Here is a 14,315-nt window from a genome sequence, read left to right as displayed (position 1 = left end):
CAGCTCCCGGTCGCTGCAATGGAATGCATTGACGTTACTTTTAGCCAGGGAAGACAAGCCTGTTAATTGGACCTATGTCAAACCTCGCCGTCGCCGGCTCGAACCTGCCTCGCTTACTCCTCAATGTGGCTGCAACCGCGATCGCCTATTGCATTGCTGCCAGGTTGTCGCTGTTACTGGCGATTCCCCTCAGCGAGGCGACCGCGGTCTGGCCGCCAGCCGGAATTGCGGTCGCCGCTATCCTGTTGTTGGGCAATTCCGCCAGCATCGGGGTGTTGCTCGGCGCCCTGGTCGCCTACGGCCTGTCCTGGCTGGATACCGGTTCCGCTGCCCGCCTGTTGTCATCCGGTGCGCTGACCCTGTGTCTCAGTGTCGGGCCAACCCTACAGGGGCTGCTGATCGCAACTTTGGTACGGCGTACTGAGAGCCGGTCGCCGATGCTTGTCGCCGAGGGGGCTATCCTCCGGTTTCTATTTGCCTATGCCCCTTTGGGTTGCCTGGTTGCCAGCAGCCTCTGTGTCGGAGTTCTGTTGCTGTTTGGTGTCGTGACACCCGCCGACTTTTTCCTGAGCTGGTTTACCTGGTGGATAGGCGACGTCATCGGTGTGATCACGGTGGCGCCATTGCTGTTGGTGTTGCTGCAAAAAACGGGGGGCAGGGTTCCCAGTCGGCGCCTGTCCGTGGGCGTGCCCATGCTGCTCCTGCTGGCGGCGGTGATCCTGCTGTTCTACAACAACCAGAAGCGAGAGTTGGAGCAGGCGCAGCGCGAATTCAATGCCAGTGCTTCGCGTCTGCAGATGGACCTCGAGGCAGAACTGGAGCAGAGCCTGGATGCGGTCTACGCCCTGAAACACTATATGGAAGGCAGTGAATACATTTCGGCAGTGGAGTTTGAGCGCTTTGGCCACAACATGTTACTGCGCAACCCGCACCTGCAGGCGCTGGAGTGGATTCCCAGGGTCACGGCAGCGCAGCGCGGTGAGTTTGAAGTCGATCCGGAAGGGCCAGGCAAGATTACCTACCGGGATGCGCAGGGGCGCTTGCAACCGGCGCAGCCCGGAGAGGAGTATTACCCGATAAAGTATGTAGTGCCACTGGCGGGCAATGAGGCTGCCTATGGCTTCGACGTGTCTTCCAGCCCCGTCGCGCGGCAGGCCCAGCTACGGGCGCGCCAGGCGCCAGAGGCTATCGCTACCCAACCGCTAAGGCTGGTGCAGGGAAGTGCCGACCAAAACGGGCTGGTGATTTACCTGGCCACCTACCCGCGGGGGCAATTTAGCGGCTTTATGGCCACGGTGCTGCGACTCGACGCGTTTATCCAGGCGCTGGCGCAACGGACATTTACCTTTCCTCACAGCCTGTACCTGGAAATTATCGACGTAACCGCAGCGCCAGTGCCGGTCTATATTAGCGACGGCAGGGCTGCGGCAGGGGCCGATCTGCTGGCCCTGGAGCGAGAGGTCCAGTTTAGTGGGCGACGCTGGAAGGTTACCTATTACCCCGGCGCTGCCAGCATTAATCCGCAGTTGCACTGGGGCAGCCTGTGGCTGTTGCTGGGCGGCATGATGTTTACCGCGCTGTTTGGCGGCTGGCTGTTGTCTCTGACCGGACGCACGCTGCAAGTTACCCGGGAAGTGGAGCGGCGTACCCTGGAGTTGCGCCAGGAAGTGGCGGAGCGCAGCCTGGTGCAAAAAGAGCTGCGCAAATTGTCGCTGGCGGTTGAGCACAGTCCCAGCATGGTTCTGATTACCGATCCGCAGGGCCTGGTTGAATACCTGAACCCCAAATTTGCCGAAGTCTCCGGGTACCTGCCGGAAGAATTGCTGGGTCAAAATGCCGGCTGCCTGTACCTGGACGAATACGGCCAGGATTTCTATGCCGACCTGATTCGCCAGGTGCGCGTGGACGGGGAGTGGAAGGGCGAAGTCCACAGTCAAAAGAAAAGCGGCGAGCGCTATTGGGCGCAGCTATCACTGGCCCCCATTTTTGATGATGACGGCGACCTGCGTCATATCGTCTCTGTGCACCAGGATATTACCGAGAGTAAATTCATCCAGGAGCAAATCAGCTACCAGGCCAGTCATGATTTGCTCACCGGCCTGGCCAACCGCTACGAATTTGAGCGCCAGTTGCAGCGCCTGCTCGATAGCCGGAAAGTAGACCGGCGCACCCACGCCTATTGTTTTTGCGATCTCGATCAGTTCAAGGTGGTCAACGATACCAGCGGCCACGCGGCCGGTGACGCCCTACTGAAACAGGTCGCTGTGATCCTGCAGAATACTTTGCGCAAACGCGATACCCTGGCGCGGCTTGGCGGAGATGAATTTGGCATACTGATGGAAAACTGTTCCCTCGCCGAGGCCGAGCTGGTGGCTCACAAGGTGCTGGCGGAACTGGAGCAGTTTCGCTTTGTGTGGGAGGGCTCCCTGCACTCGCTCGGCGTCAGTATCGGTGTGGTGCTTATCGACGACAACTGCAACGACATAACCGATATTCTTAAAAATGCCGACTCGGCCTGCTACACCGCCAAGGATGCGGGCCGCAATCGGGTCCATGTGTACAAGGCCGATGACGAATTGCTGGCCAAGCGCGAGGGCGAGATCTACTGGGTGGGCGAGATCAATACGGCGCTGGAGGAAGATCGCTTCGAGCTCTATGGCCAGTTGATTGTGCCGATTTTGGATGCGTCGTTAAAACCGTCCATTGAGGTGCTGGTGCGCTTGCGCCGCGACGGCGAATTGATTAACCCGGGGGCTTTCCTGCCGGCGGCGGAGCGCTATGGCCTGTCCCCAAAGATCGACCGCTGGGTAGTGCGCAAGGCGTTTGCGTGGTTGGCGGAGTACCGCGGTTTTGGCGAAGTGGTAGATGCACTGGCCATCAACTTGTCCGGTCACTCGCTGGGGGACAGCAAATTGCTGGACGCCATCTACGCCGAGTTGCAGCGCGGTAAAATTGACCCCAGCTGGATAAAATTTGAAATCACCGAAACCTCTGCCATTGCCAACCTGGCGGAAGCGCGCAAATTTATCGATGCCGTCAAACAACTGGGTTGCGGTTTGTCGCTGGATGATTTTGGCAGCGGCTTGTCATCTTTTGCCTACCTGAAGAACCTTGCGGTCGATTATTTGAAAATTGACGGTATGTTTGTCAAGGATATTGCCGACGACCCCATCGACCTGGCGATGGTGAAATCAATCAATGAAATCGGCCAGGTGATGGGCAAAAAAACCATTGCCGAGTTTGTCGAAAATGAGGAAGTGCTGGACGTTTTGCGCCAGCTCGGCGTCGATTATGCCCAGGGCTACGGCATTGGTGTGCCGAAACCGCTGGCACACGTAGTGCAGGAGGTTGTCGACCAGGCCCACCAGCGCAAAGCGCAATTGAGCAGTGTGGTCTGAGCGGGCCGGTTTTGGGCATTAACCCTTGCTGGGTTTGACGCCAAGTACGGCTTGCACCTTTTCCAGTTTGCCCTGGCGCAGAAACTCAATGGTAATTTCATCCCCCGGGCGCCCCTGGGCGATTTGCTGCATGCTCAGGCGGCCATCACTGACCACGATATTGTTCATCCGCTGGATGATGTCGCCGGGTCGCAAACCTGCCTTGTGGGCGGGGCCGTTGTTGTAAATGGCAGTGACGATAACACCATTGGTGGCGCTGAGTTGCAGCGACTGGGCCAGCTCCGGCGTCAGCTGCTGGGCCTCGATGCCGAGCCAGCCGCGCACCACCTGGCCGTAGCTGACCAGGTCCTGCATCACTTTTACCGCGGTGTCCGCCGGTATCGCAAAGCCAATACCTACGGAAAAGCCGGTCTTGTCGAGAATCGCAGTATTGATACCTAACAAGTTGCCCTGCACATCAATCAGCGCGCCACCGGAGTTGCCGGGATTGATGGCAGCATCAGTTTGCAAGTAGTTTTCGTAGGTGTTGATGCCGAGGCCGTAGCGGCCAGTGGCACTGATAATACCCTGGGTCACTGTCTGCCCGACCCCAAATGGATTGCCTATAGCCAGTACCACATCGCCAATATGGGCGGCATTGGGATCGCCAATCCTGATGGCGGTAAGGTTGTCCAGATCGATTTTTAACACCGCCAGGTCGCTCTCCGGATCGGTGCCCACCAGGGTGGCCTGGCCGTCGCGGCCGTCTTGCAGCAATACCAGTATTTCGTCGGCACCGTCGATCACATGGTTGTTGGTGAGCAGGTAGCCCTCGGGGCTGATAATCACCCCGGAGCCGAGCGCCGATTGCATGCGTTCCTGCTGCGGCTGGTCCGAGTTGTTAAAAAAGTGCCGGAACAGGGGGTCGTTGAGCAGCGGGTGGTAGGCGCGCTGGAGTTTTTTGCGGGTGTAAATATTGACTACCGCCGGGGCGGCATTGGTCACTGCCTCGGCGTAGGAGGCCGGCCCCCAGTCAGCGCCGTCATTGGTCCAGGCGCCCAGGTGTATATCCGTGCCGCCAGAGCGGCGGCTGTTCTGCAGGCGCTCCAGGTTTAGCCAAAGGCTGAGGGATAGGCCGAGCAGCAACCCGGTTATTATGGGCCAGCCGGCGAAGCGCATCAGTTTTGGCAGAGTCAAGCAGGGCTCCGGGTTGCTAGTAAAGGCGTCGGGGGATTATAGGGGCTCCGGCGAGCGAGGGGAAATCCGCCCAGCCGCGAAGCCACTAGTCGCCCGCCGGGCGCCGCTCAGGAGGCGGCTTTAGTCGTGGGCTCAGTGCTGGGGTCAGAAGTGGAGTCAGCGGCGGAGTTGTCGGCGTTCGCGTCGAGGCCGAAGTCTTCGCTCAGTTGACCCTTGGCACCGGGGTCTTTCGGTGCCCAGTCACGGGGCGCTTCATGGGGCGGCTCATCCTGTTCCGAGCTGCCTTTGGCGATCAGGTTGCCTTTGCCGGCATCGATCAGTTGGCGGCTGATGTCTGGATTGGTCAGCTTCAGTGCGCCACTGGCCAGGTGCTCGTGCACGTCCTTGTAGCTCTGGGTAAGATTGTTAACCAGTTCCGATGTTTCGATAAAGTGCTCGGTGACCTCCTGTTGGTATTCCTTGAGTTGGTCCTCGGCCTTTTGCAAGCGGGTTTCCAGGCTGCGGTTTTGCTTTTGTTGCGGGGCCAGGCCCTTGAATAGTCCAGCGCCTATCAATCCGCCGACAATCAGTGCGGCGATAACGGCAATAATAAGCGTGCTCAGTGTAAACACAGCAATCTCCTTTTGGTGGGTGTTGGCTCGGTAATGGCTCAGGAAGGGTGCAGCCGCACGGATTCAATAGCGATGAAGCCGCATTATCAAGTTCAATTTTGCTATTATAAGCACTTTCTTTATGTGTGTGCTTGTAATTTATGGCACAACGACCGGCCGATTGGCGGTGTTTCAGGATACGGGGGAGAGCAGTGGGGGAGTGCAGTGAGTGGTTTGCAGACAAAGAGCGCCGGGGGCTTATCGCCGGTGCGTGCGGGCAGTTGGAGGTTGCGACCTCAGCAGCGCTGGCCACAGGACCACTGAGCGGCGCTGGCTATGTGGCGGTAGTCTGTCACCCGCATCCGCAGCACGGCGGCACCATGGACAACAAGGTAGCCTCGACCCTGGCGCGCACCTATCGCGACCTGGGTGTGCCGGTGGTGCGTTTCAACTTTCGCGGCGTGGGGCAGAGTGAAGGCCAGTTCGCCGATGGTGTCGGCGAGCTGGCCGACCTGCTGGCGGTGATTGCCTGGCTGCAGGCCGAGCTGCCCGGCAAGCGGTTGTTGCTGGCCGGCTTTTCCTTCGGCTCGGGAGTCGCCGCCCAGGCGGCACAGCGGCTGCAGTCGACAGTTTGCCATTTGGTGCTGGTGGCGCCACCGGTGGAGCGTTACAGCTACGATCAGGACAAGTTGCTGCCCTGTCCCGCGCTGGTGATTATTGGTGAGCAGGATGAGCTGGTGGATGTGCCCGGGGTGCAGCGCTGGGTAGCAAGCCTGCGCAGTGACTGCGAGCTGATCACCTATGCGGATGCCACGCATTTCTTTCACGGCAAGCTGGGGCTCCTGAAAAAGGATCTGGCGAGCGCTTTAGAGGGTGCGTTGTCAGCATGAGTGGTACCCCTCTTGAGCGCTACCAGCGCGACTTGCAAACGGCCGGCTTCAATTACGACCCGGCCCAGGAAATGGCCGTTAAGTTGTTGCAGGATCTCTACGAGCGACTGGTGGCAGCGCGGGCGGAGGAGCTGGCCCCGAAAGGACTGTTCGGGCGCCTGAAGGGTGCGCTGACCGCCGCGCCGGCTAAAGCGCCCCAGACAGGGCTGTATTTTTGGGGCGGAGTCGGGCGCGGCAAAACCTACCTGATGGATAACTTTTATGAAAGTCTGCCATTTCCCGACAAGATGCGGGCCCACTTCCACCGCTTTATGCGCCGGGTCCACCAGGAGCTGAAAGAGCTCGACGGCCAGAAGAACCCGCTGCAGCTGGTCGCGGATCGCCTCGCGGCAGAGGCCCGGGTGATCTGTTTCGATGAATTCTTTGTCTCCGATATCACCGACGCCATGATTCTGGGTGGCTTGATCCAGGCGCTGTTCGAGCGCGGCGTTACCCTGGTGGCTACCTCCAATATTATTCCCGACGGGCTCTACAAGGACGGCCTGCAGCGGGCCAGGTTCCTGCCAGCCATCGACATGCTGAATCGCTATACGCTGGTGGTCAATGTCGACGGCGGGGTCGATTACCGGCTGCGCATACTGGAGCAGGCCGAGCTCTACCATCACCCGCTGGATGCCGCTGCGGATGCCAGCCTGCTGCAAAGTTTCGAGGGCCTGGTGCCGGATATGGTGGGTATTCGCGCCAATATCGAGGTGGAAGTGGAGGGGCGTTCAATCACCGCACGCTATGAAGCCGAGGATGTGGCCTGGTTTGACTTCCTCGCGCTCTGCGACGGCCCCCGCTCCCAGAACGACTATATCGAGCTGGCGCGGGAGTACCACGCGGTGTTGATCGCCAATATCCCGCGCCTGTCCCGTGAAACCGATGACCAGGCACGGCGTTTTATCAACCTGGTGGATGAATTTTACGACCGCAACGTCAAATTGGTGGTGTCGGCTGCGGTGCCACTGATGGAGCTGTACGCCGGCGGCAAGCTGGATTTCGAGTTTGAGCGCACCAAAAGCCGCCTGCTGGAAATGCAAAGTCGGGATTATTTGGCCAGGCCACACAGGCCTTGATATACGCTTGAACTTTCCCGGTCAGTCGATTAGAATCCGCGCTCCCGTTTTTCGGGTATTGTATTCAACACGTCGAAGGCAAATACAACATGAAGACTATTAGTGCCAAACCCGAATCAGTCCAGCGCGACTGGTACGTAATCGACGCAGAAGGTAAAACTCTCGGCCGTATGGCTGCTGAGATCGCTACACGTCTGCGCGGAAAGCATAAGCCGGAATACACCCCTCACGTTGATACTGGCGATTACATCGTCGTTATTAACGCCGAGAAGGTTCGTGTTACCGGTAACAAGGCGAAAGACAAGATGTACTACCACCACACCGGCTTTATCGGTGGCATCAAGTCTATCAGCTTCGAAAAGCTGATCCAGAAAGCCCCTGAGCGCACCATCCAGACTGCGGTAAAAGGCATGTTGCCCCGCGGACCCCTGGGTCGTGCAATGTTCAAAAAACTGAAAGTCTATCCTGGCGTTGAGCATCCCCATACTGCTCAGCAGCCCAAAGTACTGAACATATAATCAGGAGCTGAAACCATGGCAGCAACACAATACTACGGTACCGGACGCCGTAAAACGTCCACAGCTCGCGTGTTTATTTCACAGGGCAGTGGCAATATCGTTGTAAACGATAAGTCCCTGGACGAATATTTCGGCCGTGAAGTGGCTCGCATGATTGTGCGTCAGCCGCTGGAACTGGTCGATATGGGCGATAAGTTTGATGTCAAAGTGACCGTCAAGGGTGGTGGTAGTTTCGGCCAGGCTGGTGCAATTCGCCACGGCCTGACCCGCGCCCTGATGGCCTACGATGAAGGTCTGCGCCCAACTCTGCGCAGCGCAGGTTACGTAACCCGTGACGCGCGTGAAGTGGAGCGGAAGAAGGTCGGCCTGCGCAAGGCGCGCAAGAAGCCACAGTTCTCCAAGCGTTAATGATTGTGTGGTATCGCAATTTTGTTATTGCGTAGTACCTGAAAATTTGCCCGGATTGGTTTCAGTCTGGGCTTTTTTTTGTTCGGCATTGGGCGAGTGGGTGGCAATGTCCATATTGAACCTGTGGTTTACCTTGTAACAGGTAAGTAACTTCATTAATATGTGGCGATTTTTACAGGATCAATCCGAAACTACCGTAAACCTTTGGAATTCAGTAAGTTACTCACTGCCATACGGCGGTAAGGGTAGCGCTGTTATGGGAGAAAAGCGTCGTGAGCAATGACGGTGTAAATGTGGGGCGTCGGCGTTTTTTAACCGCCGCCACCTCAGTGGTGGGAGCCGCCGGTGTGGTTGGAGTAGCCGTACCTTTTGTTGGTTCCTGGAACCCTAGCGCCAAGGCGAAAGCTGCCGGGGCCCCGGTAAAAGCCAATATCAGCAAGCTTGAGCCGGGCCAAATGATCATTGTCGAATGGCGCGGCAAGCCCGTATACATTGTCCGCCGCACGCCGGAAACCGTCGCCGACCTGGCCAAGCTGAACGACCGGGTGCGTGACCCTGAGTCCCAGGAGCCGCAGCAGCCCGCCTATGTGCAGGGCCTGGCGCGCACCATACCTGGCAAGGAAGAGTTCCTTATTTTGCTCGGCCTGTGCACCCATCTGGGCTGCGCACCCATGTACCGACCCGATGTCGGCGCTGCTGACCTCGGCGGTAGCGAGTGGCTGGGTGGCTTCTTTTGCCCCTGTCACGGCTCCAAGTTTGACCTGGCCGGTCGCGTATTCAAAGGTGTGCCCGCGCCCATCAATCTCCAGGTTCCCCCACATTCATATGAATCCGACACCCTGGTGGTGGTCGGTGTAGATCAGGAGGCTTGAATATGAAGTGGATGACAGATCTTTTGGCCTGGGTTGATGCTCGCCTGCCTGTGACCCGCGCGTGGGATACCCACATGGGTAAATACTACGCGCCCAAGAATTTTAACTTCTGGTATTTCTTCGGGGTCCTGTCCCTGCTGGTGCTGGTCAATCAGCTGCTTACCGGCATCTGGTTGACCATGAACTACACCCCGAGCGCTGAGGAAGCCTTTGCCTCGGTGGAATACATCATGCGCGACGTCGACTACGGCTGGTTGCTGCGCTATATGCACTCTACCGGCGCCTCGGCGTTCTTCGTGGTGGTCTATCTGCACATGTTCCGGGGCCTGATGTACGGCTCCTACAAGGCGCCGCGGGAGCTGGTGTGGATTTTCGGCATGACCATCTACCTGATCCTGATGGCCGAAGCCTTTTTGGGCTACGTGTTGCCCTGGGGCCAGATGTCCTACTGGGGTGCGCAGGTGATCGTATCGCTGGTGGGTGCTATCCCGGTGGTGGGGGAGGACCTGGTGCAGTGGGTGCGGGGTGACTTCCTCATCTCCGGTGCCACCCTGAACCGCTTTTTTGCCCTGCATGTCGTGGCCCTGCCTATCGTCCTGCTGGCGCTGGTGGTCATGCACATCCTGGCACTGCACGAAGTGGGCTCCAATAACCCGGACGGCGTGGAAATCAAGAAGAAGAAAGATGAAAACGGCGTGCCGCTGGACGGCGTGGCCTTTCATCCTTTCTACACTGTGCACGACCTGGTCGGTATTACCGTATTCCTGTTCGTATTCTGCTTTGTCCTGTTCTTTATGCCGGAGATGGGTGGCTTCTTCCTCGAGTATGCCAACTTCGAAGAGGCCAATGGCCTGAAGACACCGCCGCATATTGCCCCGGTCTGGTACTTCACGCCGTTTTACGCGGTACTGCGCGCGGTCACCATTGATATCGGCCCCCTCAGTTCCAAGTTCCTTGGCCTGGTGGCTATGGCGGGTGCGATTGCGATCCTGTTCGTATTGCCCTGGCTGGACAAGAGCCCGGTGAAGTCGATGCGCTACAAGGGTTTTATGCCGCGCATCTCGCTGCTGCTGTTCTCCGCCATGTTCGTAGTACTCGGTTACCTCGGCGTTAAGGCCCCGACCGAGGGGCGCACCGTACTGGCCCAGTTGGCGACGGTTTATTACTTCGCCTACTTTATCCAGATGCCGATGTTCACCAACCCGCTGCGCAAAGTCGGTGTGGTAGGCATGGCAATCAGCATTGTGCTGGGTGCCCTGTTACTGAAGCTGTCCTGGGACGGTGCCGATAAGTTCCCCTTGTTTATCAGCCTGTTTGGTACTCTGATGGCGCTGTTCGTGGCGGCAACCCCCTGGTTGACGGCGAAAGACAGTGTCGCCCAGGAGCCGGAGCGGGTGCAGATGAAAGGCCTGTCAAAAGCCATGGTGTGGGGTGGTTTCGCACTCTTCCTTATCTTCACCATAGCCCCGATCAAGGCCGTGGCCGCAGGTGGTGCGTTTGATTGCGGAGCCATGCACTGTGACCCTATGGAGCCGGACTTGACCGACAAGGCATCGCTGCAAAGCGGTGCCAAGTGGTTCGCCAACTACTGCATGGGCTGTCACTCGGCCAAGTACTCCCGCTATGAGCGGGTCGCTGATGACCTCGGCATTCCCCATGACCTGATGTTGGAAAACATGGTTTTTGGTGACCAGAAAATTGGCGAGCTGATGGATATTCCCATGCAGGCGGATCAGTCCAAAGCCTGGTTTGGTGCTACTCCCCCGGACTTGACACTGGTTGCTCGAGCGCGTTCACCGGAGTGGCTCTACACCTACTTGCGCAACTTCTACGCCGATGAAACCCGTCCCACCGGGGTGAATAACCGGGTCTTTGACAAGGTGGCAATGCCCCATGTCATGCTTGAATTGCAAGGTCTGCTAGAGTGTGGCCCAGGGCCGGTACTTGACAGCCATGGTAAGATCATTCGCGATCCGGTTACCGGTGAGGCCATTGCTGACGGCCACTGTGGCAGTCTTAAGGATGGCGCGCTGAAAGGCAGTATGTCGCCGGCGGAATTTGACAAGGCTATCTATGACCTGGTCAATTTTATGGAGTATATGGCCGAACCAATCGCCGTGGAGCGGGAGCGCCTAGGGGTGTATGTGCTTCTATTCCTGGCGGTGTTTTTCGTCTTTGTCTACTTGCTGAACCGTGAATACTGGAGAGGCATTCACTAGGATTTCGGCAGCGGGTTTCTCGGGCGGGCTGCTCAGGCAGGTCGCCCTTTTGTGTTTTTGAATATTTATTTTGAGGTAATTGCTAATGGGCGTTGTCGCCAAACGTTCTTCCATGACTTATTTTTCCGATGCGCGTGACCACTACAGTCACCGGGTTCGTATCGTGCTGGCAGAAAAAGGGGTGTCGGTCGATATCATCGACGTTGACCCCAAAAACAAGCCTGAAGAACTGGCCGAGCTGAACCCCTACAATGCCTTGCCAACCCTGGTTGATCGCGACTTGTCGCTGTACGAGACCAAGGTGATGATGGAGTATCTGGACGAACGCTTTCCGCATCCACCGCTGTTGCCCGTATACCCGGTCGCCCGGGCGCAAAGTCGCCTGTGGATGCACCGCATAGAGAACGATTGGAGCCCGCTGGTGGATATCATCGTCAGCGGCAAGAGCAAGGAGGCTGCGGCCAAGGCCCGCAAGGACCTGCGCGACAGCCTGATGACCATCGCGCCCATTTTTTCCGAGTTGCCCTACTTTATGAGCGAGGAGTTCACTATTGTAGATTGTTGCCTGGGACCTATCTTGTGGCGCCTGGACGACATGGAAATTGCGCTGCCCAAAACCAAGCAGGTCAAGCCGCTGCAGGATTATATGGATCGCCTGTTTGCCCGTGAGTCGTTTCAGGAAAGCCTCACTGAAATGGAAAAAGAAATGCGCCGCAAAGCCTGATCCCGGGCGCAGTCAACACTGGAGTAGTAGCAACAATGGGCATGACTTCTAGTCGACCTTACATGATTCGTGCACTGTACGACTGGATAGTGGACAACGAGTGTACTCCCTACATTCTGGTTGATGCTCACGCACCCGGTGTGCAGGTACCGCAGCAGTTCGTCAATAAAGAAGGGCAAATTGTCCTCAATATTGCCCCCACTGCGGTTATGGAGCTCTCGATCGAAAGTAATTTCGTCAGCTTTAATGCCCGTTTTGGTGGTATTCCCACTGATATTTTTGTGCCCTGCGCAGCGGTGCTGGGTGTTTACGCCCGTGAAAATGGCCAGGGAATGATCTTTGAGCCGGAATCCGAGAAGGGGCCCGAGCCGCCGCACCCCACTAAAACCAAGCCCAAACCGAAGCTGGAATCCGCCAAAGCGGAGAGCAAACGCCCGAGCTTGAAGGTGGTGAAATAGAGCACTAGCGCGGCAGCGCTGGTGCGGGCAAGCCGGTCAGGCTTGCTTGTGAGACCCCACACCCTTAGCGTTGCGATCCTGCCAGTGATAATTGTTAGGCAGTGTGGCCGCTATTGCTGTAATTCCTGCTCGTTGAACTGGCCAGCAAAGAGGGCGCTGGATAAGTAGCGCTCGCCCGAATCCGGCAGTATCACCACGAAGTTTTTACCGGCGTTCTCTGATTGCTCGGCCAATTTGAGTGCTGCGCTCAGCGCCGCACCACAGGATATTCCCGCCAGAATTCCCTCCTCTTTCATCAGTCGTCGCGCCACCTCGATGGCCTCCTCATTGCTGACCTGAACGGTACCGTCGAGTATGGACAGGTCGAGGTTGGCGGGAATAAAGCCGGCACCAATGCCCTGTATCTTGTGGGGAGACGGCGTCAGCTCCTGGCCGGCCAATGCCTGGCTGATCACCGGCGAAGCCGCGGGCTCCACCGCAATGCATTGCAACTTCAGGCCACGACTGTTTTTCAGGTAGCGGGAAACACCGGTAATGGTGCCCCCGGTGCCGACGCCGGCCACAAAGAAATCGATCTTGCCGTCGGTATCGGCGTATATTTCCGGACCGGTGGTCTGCTCGTGAATGGCCGGGTTGGCGGGGTTTTCAAACTGCCGTGGCATAAAGGTGCCTGCGGGGTCTGCGGCGGCAATTTCTTCCGCTTTGGCGATCGCGCCTTTCATACCCAGCTCGCCGGGGGTCAATTGCAATTCTGCGCCAAGGGCTTTAATCAGCTGGCGCCGCTCCAGGCTCATGGTGTTGGGCATGGTCAGCACCAACCGGTAACCCCGGGAGGCGCACACGAAAGCCAGGGCAATACCGGTATTGCCGCTGGTGGGTTCAACCACTGTCATGCCCGCTTTGAGTACGCCGCGCTGTTCGGCATCCCAGATCATGCTGGCGCCAATACGGCACTTTACCGACATGGCCGGGTTGCGGGATTCCAACTTGACGAAAATATTCTTGTCGGTAATGCGATTCAGTTTGACCAACGGGGTCTTGCCAATGGTCAGGGAATTGTCGTCGAAGATAGCGCTCATCTATGCTCTCCAAAAGTTTATTGCGCGGCTGGGGGAGAGACATTGAACCCCCCGCGAACCTATTAAGCAAGGTCATTGTATATAGCTGTTAGGTATTAGAGGTTTTTTTATAAGTATTAAAACGTATTGGTGAGTTGCACCCAAGTCCATAATACTGTCGGCAAGGTTGTAACCAATCATAATTAAAAAGGAGTATTGAATGGCCATACTGGAACATACCCTCGGCATTCTGTTGCACCCGGACAGCGAGTGGAAAGCAATCCGCAATGAACGACACTCGTTCTTGCAGGTATTTTTGAGTCACGTGCCATTTTTAGCGCTGATTCCCCCTTTGGCTACATACTACGGGGTGACCCAGGTTGGCTGGGTGATTGGCGATGGTGAACGAGTCTGGTTGACCTCCGAGAGCGCGCTCAGCCTCTGTGCTGCCACCTACGTGGCATTTTTGGTGGGGGTCTACGTCCTGGGTGAATTTATTAACTGGATGGCCAAGACCTACGGGGTCAAGGACGGTGAAGAGAAGCGTCACTACGAAGGTACGGCGCTGGCGGTGTACATTACCGTGCCGGTGTTCCTGGTGGGAATTTTTGGTGTCTATCCGGATCTGTGGTTAAACGCCATCGTCACGGTGATTGCCGGGTGCTACTCGGTGTACCTGGTCTACGAGGGCATTCCAATCCTGATGAATATTCCCAAGGAGCGCGCATTTATGTACGCGACCTCGGTGGTAACCGTGGGGCTGGTGATGATGGTAGTGGTGCGGGTCGGTTCGGTCATTGTTTGGAGTATCGGTATCGGTCCGGTGTATGTGACCTGACCTGTCGGGCAGACAACAACAGACTACAACAAAGGGGCCATTGGCCCC

General features: G+C 57.3%; 13 protein-coding genes. 10 read left to right on the top strand and 3 right to left on the bottom strand.

Annotated elements, in window-relative coordinates:
* Positions 1-74: 74 nt before the first annotated feature.
* The gene (locus G8764_RS20340; protein ID WP_166167486.1) at positions 75-3,398 is read left to right on the top strand and encodes an EAL domain-containing protein; all 3,324 of its coding nucleotides are present in this window, start codon (positions 75-77) and stop codon (positions 3,396-3,398) included.
* 18 nt (positions 3,399-3,416) lie between these two features.
* Here the strand turns inward: G8764_RS20340 and G8764_RS20335 are convergent, their stop codons facing one another.
* Entirely contained in the window at positions 3,417-4,556 is a 1,140-nt protein-coding gene (locus tag G8764_RS20335; protein WP_279538481.1) for a trypsin-like peptidase domain-containing protein, read from the bottom strand.
* Between the two features lie 125 nt (positions 4,557-4,681).
* Positions 4,682-5,185, bottom strand: coding sequence for a ZapG family protein (locus G8764_RS20330; RefSeq protein WP_166167483.1), 504 nt, complete (start codon positions 5,183-5,185; stop codon positions 4,682-4,684).
* 191 nt (positions 5,186-5,376) lie between these two features.
* Here G8764_RS20330 and G8764_RS20325 point away from each other — a divergent pair, with 191 nt between their 5' ends.
* From G8764_RS20325 to G8764_RS20290, 8 genes are all read left to right on the top strand, one after another.
* Complete coding sequence (locus tag G8764_RS20325; RefSeq protein WP_341806431.1) at positions 5,377-6,054, top strand: alpha/beta hydrolase; 678 nt, start codon at positions 5,377-5,379, stop codon at positions 6,052-6,054.
* The gene (zapE, locus tag G8764_RS20320) at positions 6,051-7,172 is read left to right on the top strand and encodes a cell division protein ZapE (RefSeq protein WP_166167477.1); all 1,122 of its coding nucleotides are present in this window, start codon (positions 6,051-6,053) and stop codon (positions 7,170-7,172) included. The genes G8764_RS20325 and zapE overlap by 4 nt, the downstream gene beginning before the upstream one ends.
* A gap of 89 nt (positions 7,173-7,261) precedes the next feature.
* The gene (gene rplM, locus G8764_RS20315; RefSeq protein WP_166167474.1) at positions 7,262-7,690 is read left to right on the top strand and encodes a 50S ribosomal protein L13; all 429 of its coding nucleotides are present in this window, start codon (positions 7,262-7,264) and stop codon (positions 7,688-7,690) included.
* A gap of 15 nt (positions 7,691-7,705) precedes the next feature.
* Positions 7,706-8,098, top strand: coding sequence for a 30S ribosomal protein S9 (rpsI, locus tag G8764_RS20310; RefSeq protein WP_166167471.1), 393 nt, complete (start codon positions 7,706-7,708; stop codon positions 8,096-8,098).
* 272 nt (positions 8,099-8,370) lie between these two features.
* On the top strand, positions 8,371-8,970 hold the full coding sequence (gene petA / locus G8764_RS20305; RefSeq protein ID WP_166167468.1) for a ubiquinol-cytochrome c reductase iron-sulfur subunit: 600 nt from the start codon (positions 8,371-8,373) through the stop codon (positions 8,968-8,970).
* A gap of 2 nt (positions 8,971-8,972) precedes the next feature.
* Entirely contained in the window at positions 8,973-11,189 is a 2,217-nt protein-coding gene (locus tag G8764_RS20300) for a ubiquinol-cytochrome c reductase (protein ID WP_166167465.1), read from the top strand.
* An 85-nt stretch (positions 11,190-11,274) separates the two neighbouring features.
* Positions 11,275-11,913: a glutathione S-transferase N-terminal domain-containing protein gene (locus G8764_RS20295; protein WP_166167462.1), complete on the top strand. Its 639-nt coding sequence runs from the start codon at positions 11,275-11,277 to the stop codon at positions 11,911-11,913.
* A 35-nt stretch (positions 11,914-11,948) separates the two neighbouring features.
* On the top strand, positions 11,949-12,371 hold the full coding sequence (locus G8764_RS20290; protein ID WP_166167459.1) for a ClpXP protease specificity-enhancing factor: 423 nt from the start codon (positions 11,949-11,951) through the stop codon (positions 12,369-12,371).
* Between the two features lie 110 nt (positions 12,372-12,481).
* On the opposite strand, the gene cysK is transcribed toward G8764_RS20290, so the two are convergent.
* On the bottom strand, positions 12,482-13,450 hold the full coding sequence (gene cysK / locus G8764_RS20285) for a cysteine synthase A (protein ID WP_166167456.1): 969 nt from the start codon (positions 13,448-13,450) through the stop codon (positions 12,482-12,484).
* Positions 13,451-13,649: 199 nt separating this feature from the next.
* On the opposite strand from cysK, the gene G8764_RS20280 reads away from it, so the two are divergent.
* A complete protein-coding gene (locus G8764_RS20280; protein ID WP_166167453.1) occupies positions 13,650-14,267 on the top strand; it encodes a Yip1 family protein in 618 nt (205 codons plus the stop codon).
* Positions 14,268-14,315 lie beyond the last annotated feature (48 nt).

It is taken from the genome of Pseudomaricurvus alcaniphilus, from assembly GCF_011440395.1.
Classification (GTDB): domain Bacteria; phylum Pseudomonadota; class Gammaproteobacteria; order Pseudomonadales; family Cellvibrionaceae; genus Pseudomaricurvus; species Pseudomaricurvus alcaniphilus.
The sequence above is the reverse complement of the archived record's forward strand: the minus strand, read 5'-3'. Positions and strand labels throughout refer to the sequence as shown.

Excerpts from the sequence above, each read along its gene's own strand:
- G8764_RS20340 (WP_166167486.1), top strand. The coding sequence starts at position 75 with ATGTCAAACCTCGCCGTCGCCGGCTCGAACCTGCCTCGCTTACTCCTC.
- G8764_RS20335 (WP_279538481.1), bottom strand. The coding sequence starts at position 4,556 with ATGCGCTTCGCCGGCTGGCCCATAATAACCGGGTTGCTGCTCGGCCTA.
- zapE (WP_166167477.1), top strand. The coding sequence starts at position 6,051 with ATGAGTGGTACCCCTCTTGAGCGCTACCAGCGCGACTTGCAAACGGCC.
- rplM (WP_166167474.1), top strand. The coding sequence starts at position 7,262 with ATGAAGACTATTAGTGCCAAACCCGAATCAGTCCAGCGCGACTGGTAC.
- rpsI (WP_166167471.1), top strand. The coding sequence starts at position 7,706 with ATGGCAGCAACACAATACTACGGTACCGGACGCCGTAAAACGTCCACA.
- G8764_RS20300 (WP_166167465.1), top strand. The coding sequence starts at position 8,973 with ATGAAGTGGATGACAGATCTTTTGGCCTGGGTTGATGCTCGCCTGCCT.
- G8764_RS20295 (WP_166167462.1), top strand. The coding sequence starts at position 11,275 with ATGGGCGTTGTCGCCAAACGTTCTTCCATGACTTATTTTTCCGATGCG.
- G8764_RS20290 (WP_166167459.1), top strand. The coding sequence starts at position 11,949 with ATGGGCATGACTTCTAGTCGACCTTACATGATTCGTGCACTGTACGAC.
- cysK (WP_166167456.1), bottom strand. The coding sequence starts at position 13,450 with ATGAGCGCTATCTTCGACGACAATTCCCTGACCATTGGCAAGACCCCG.
- G8764_RS20280 (WP_166167453.1), top strand. The coding sequence starts at position 13,650 with ATGGCCATACTGGAACATACCCTCGGCATTCTGTTGCACCCGGACAGC.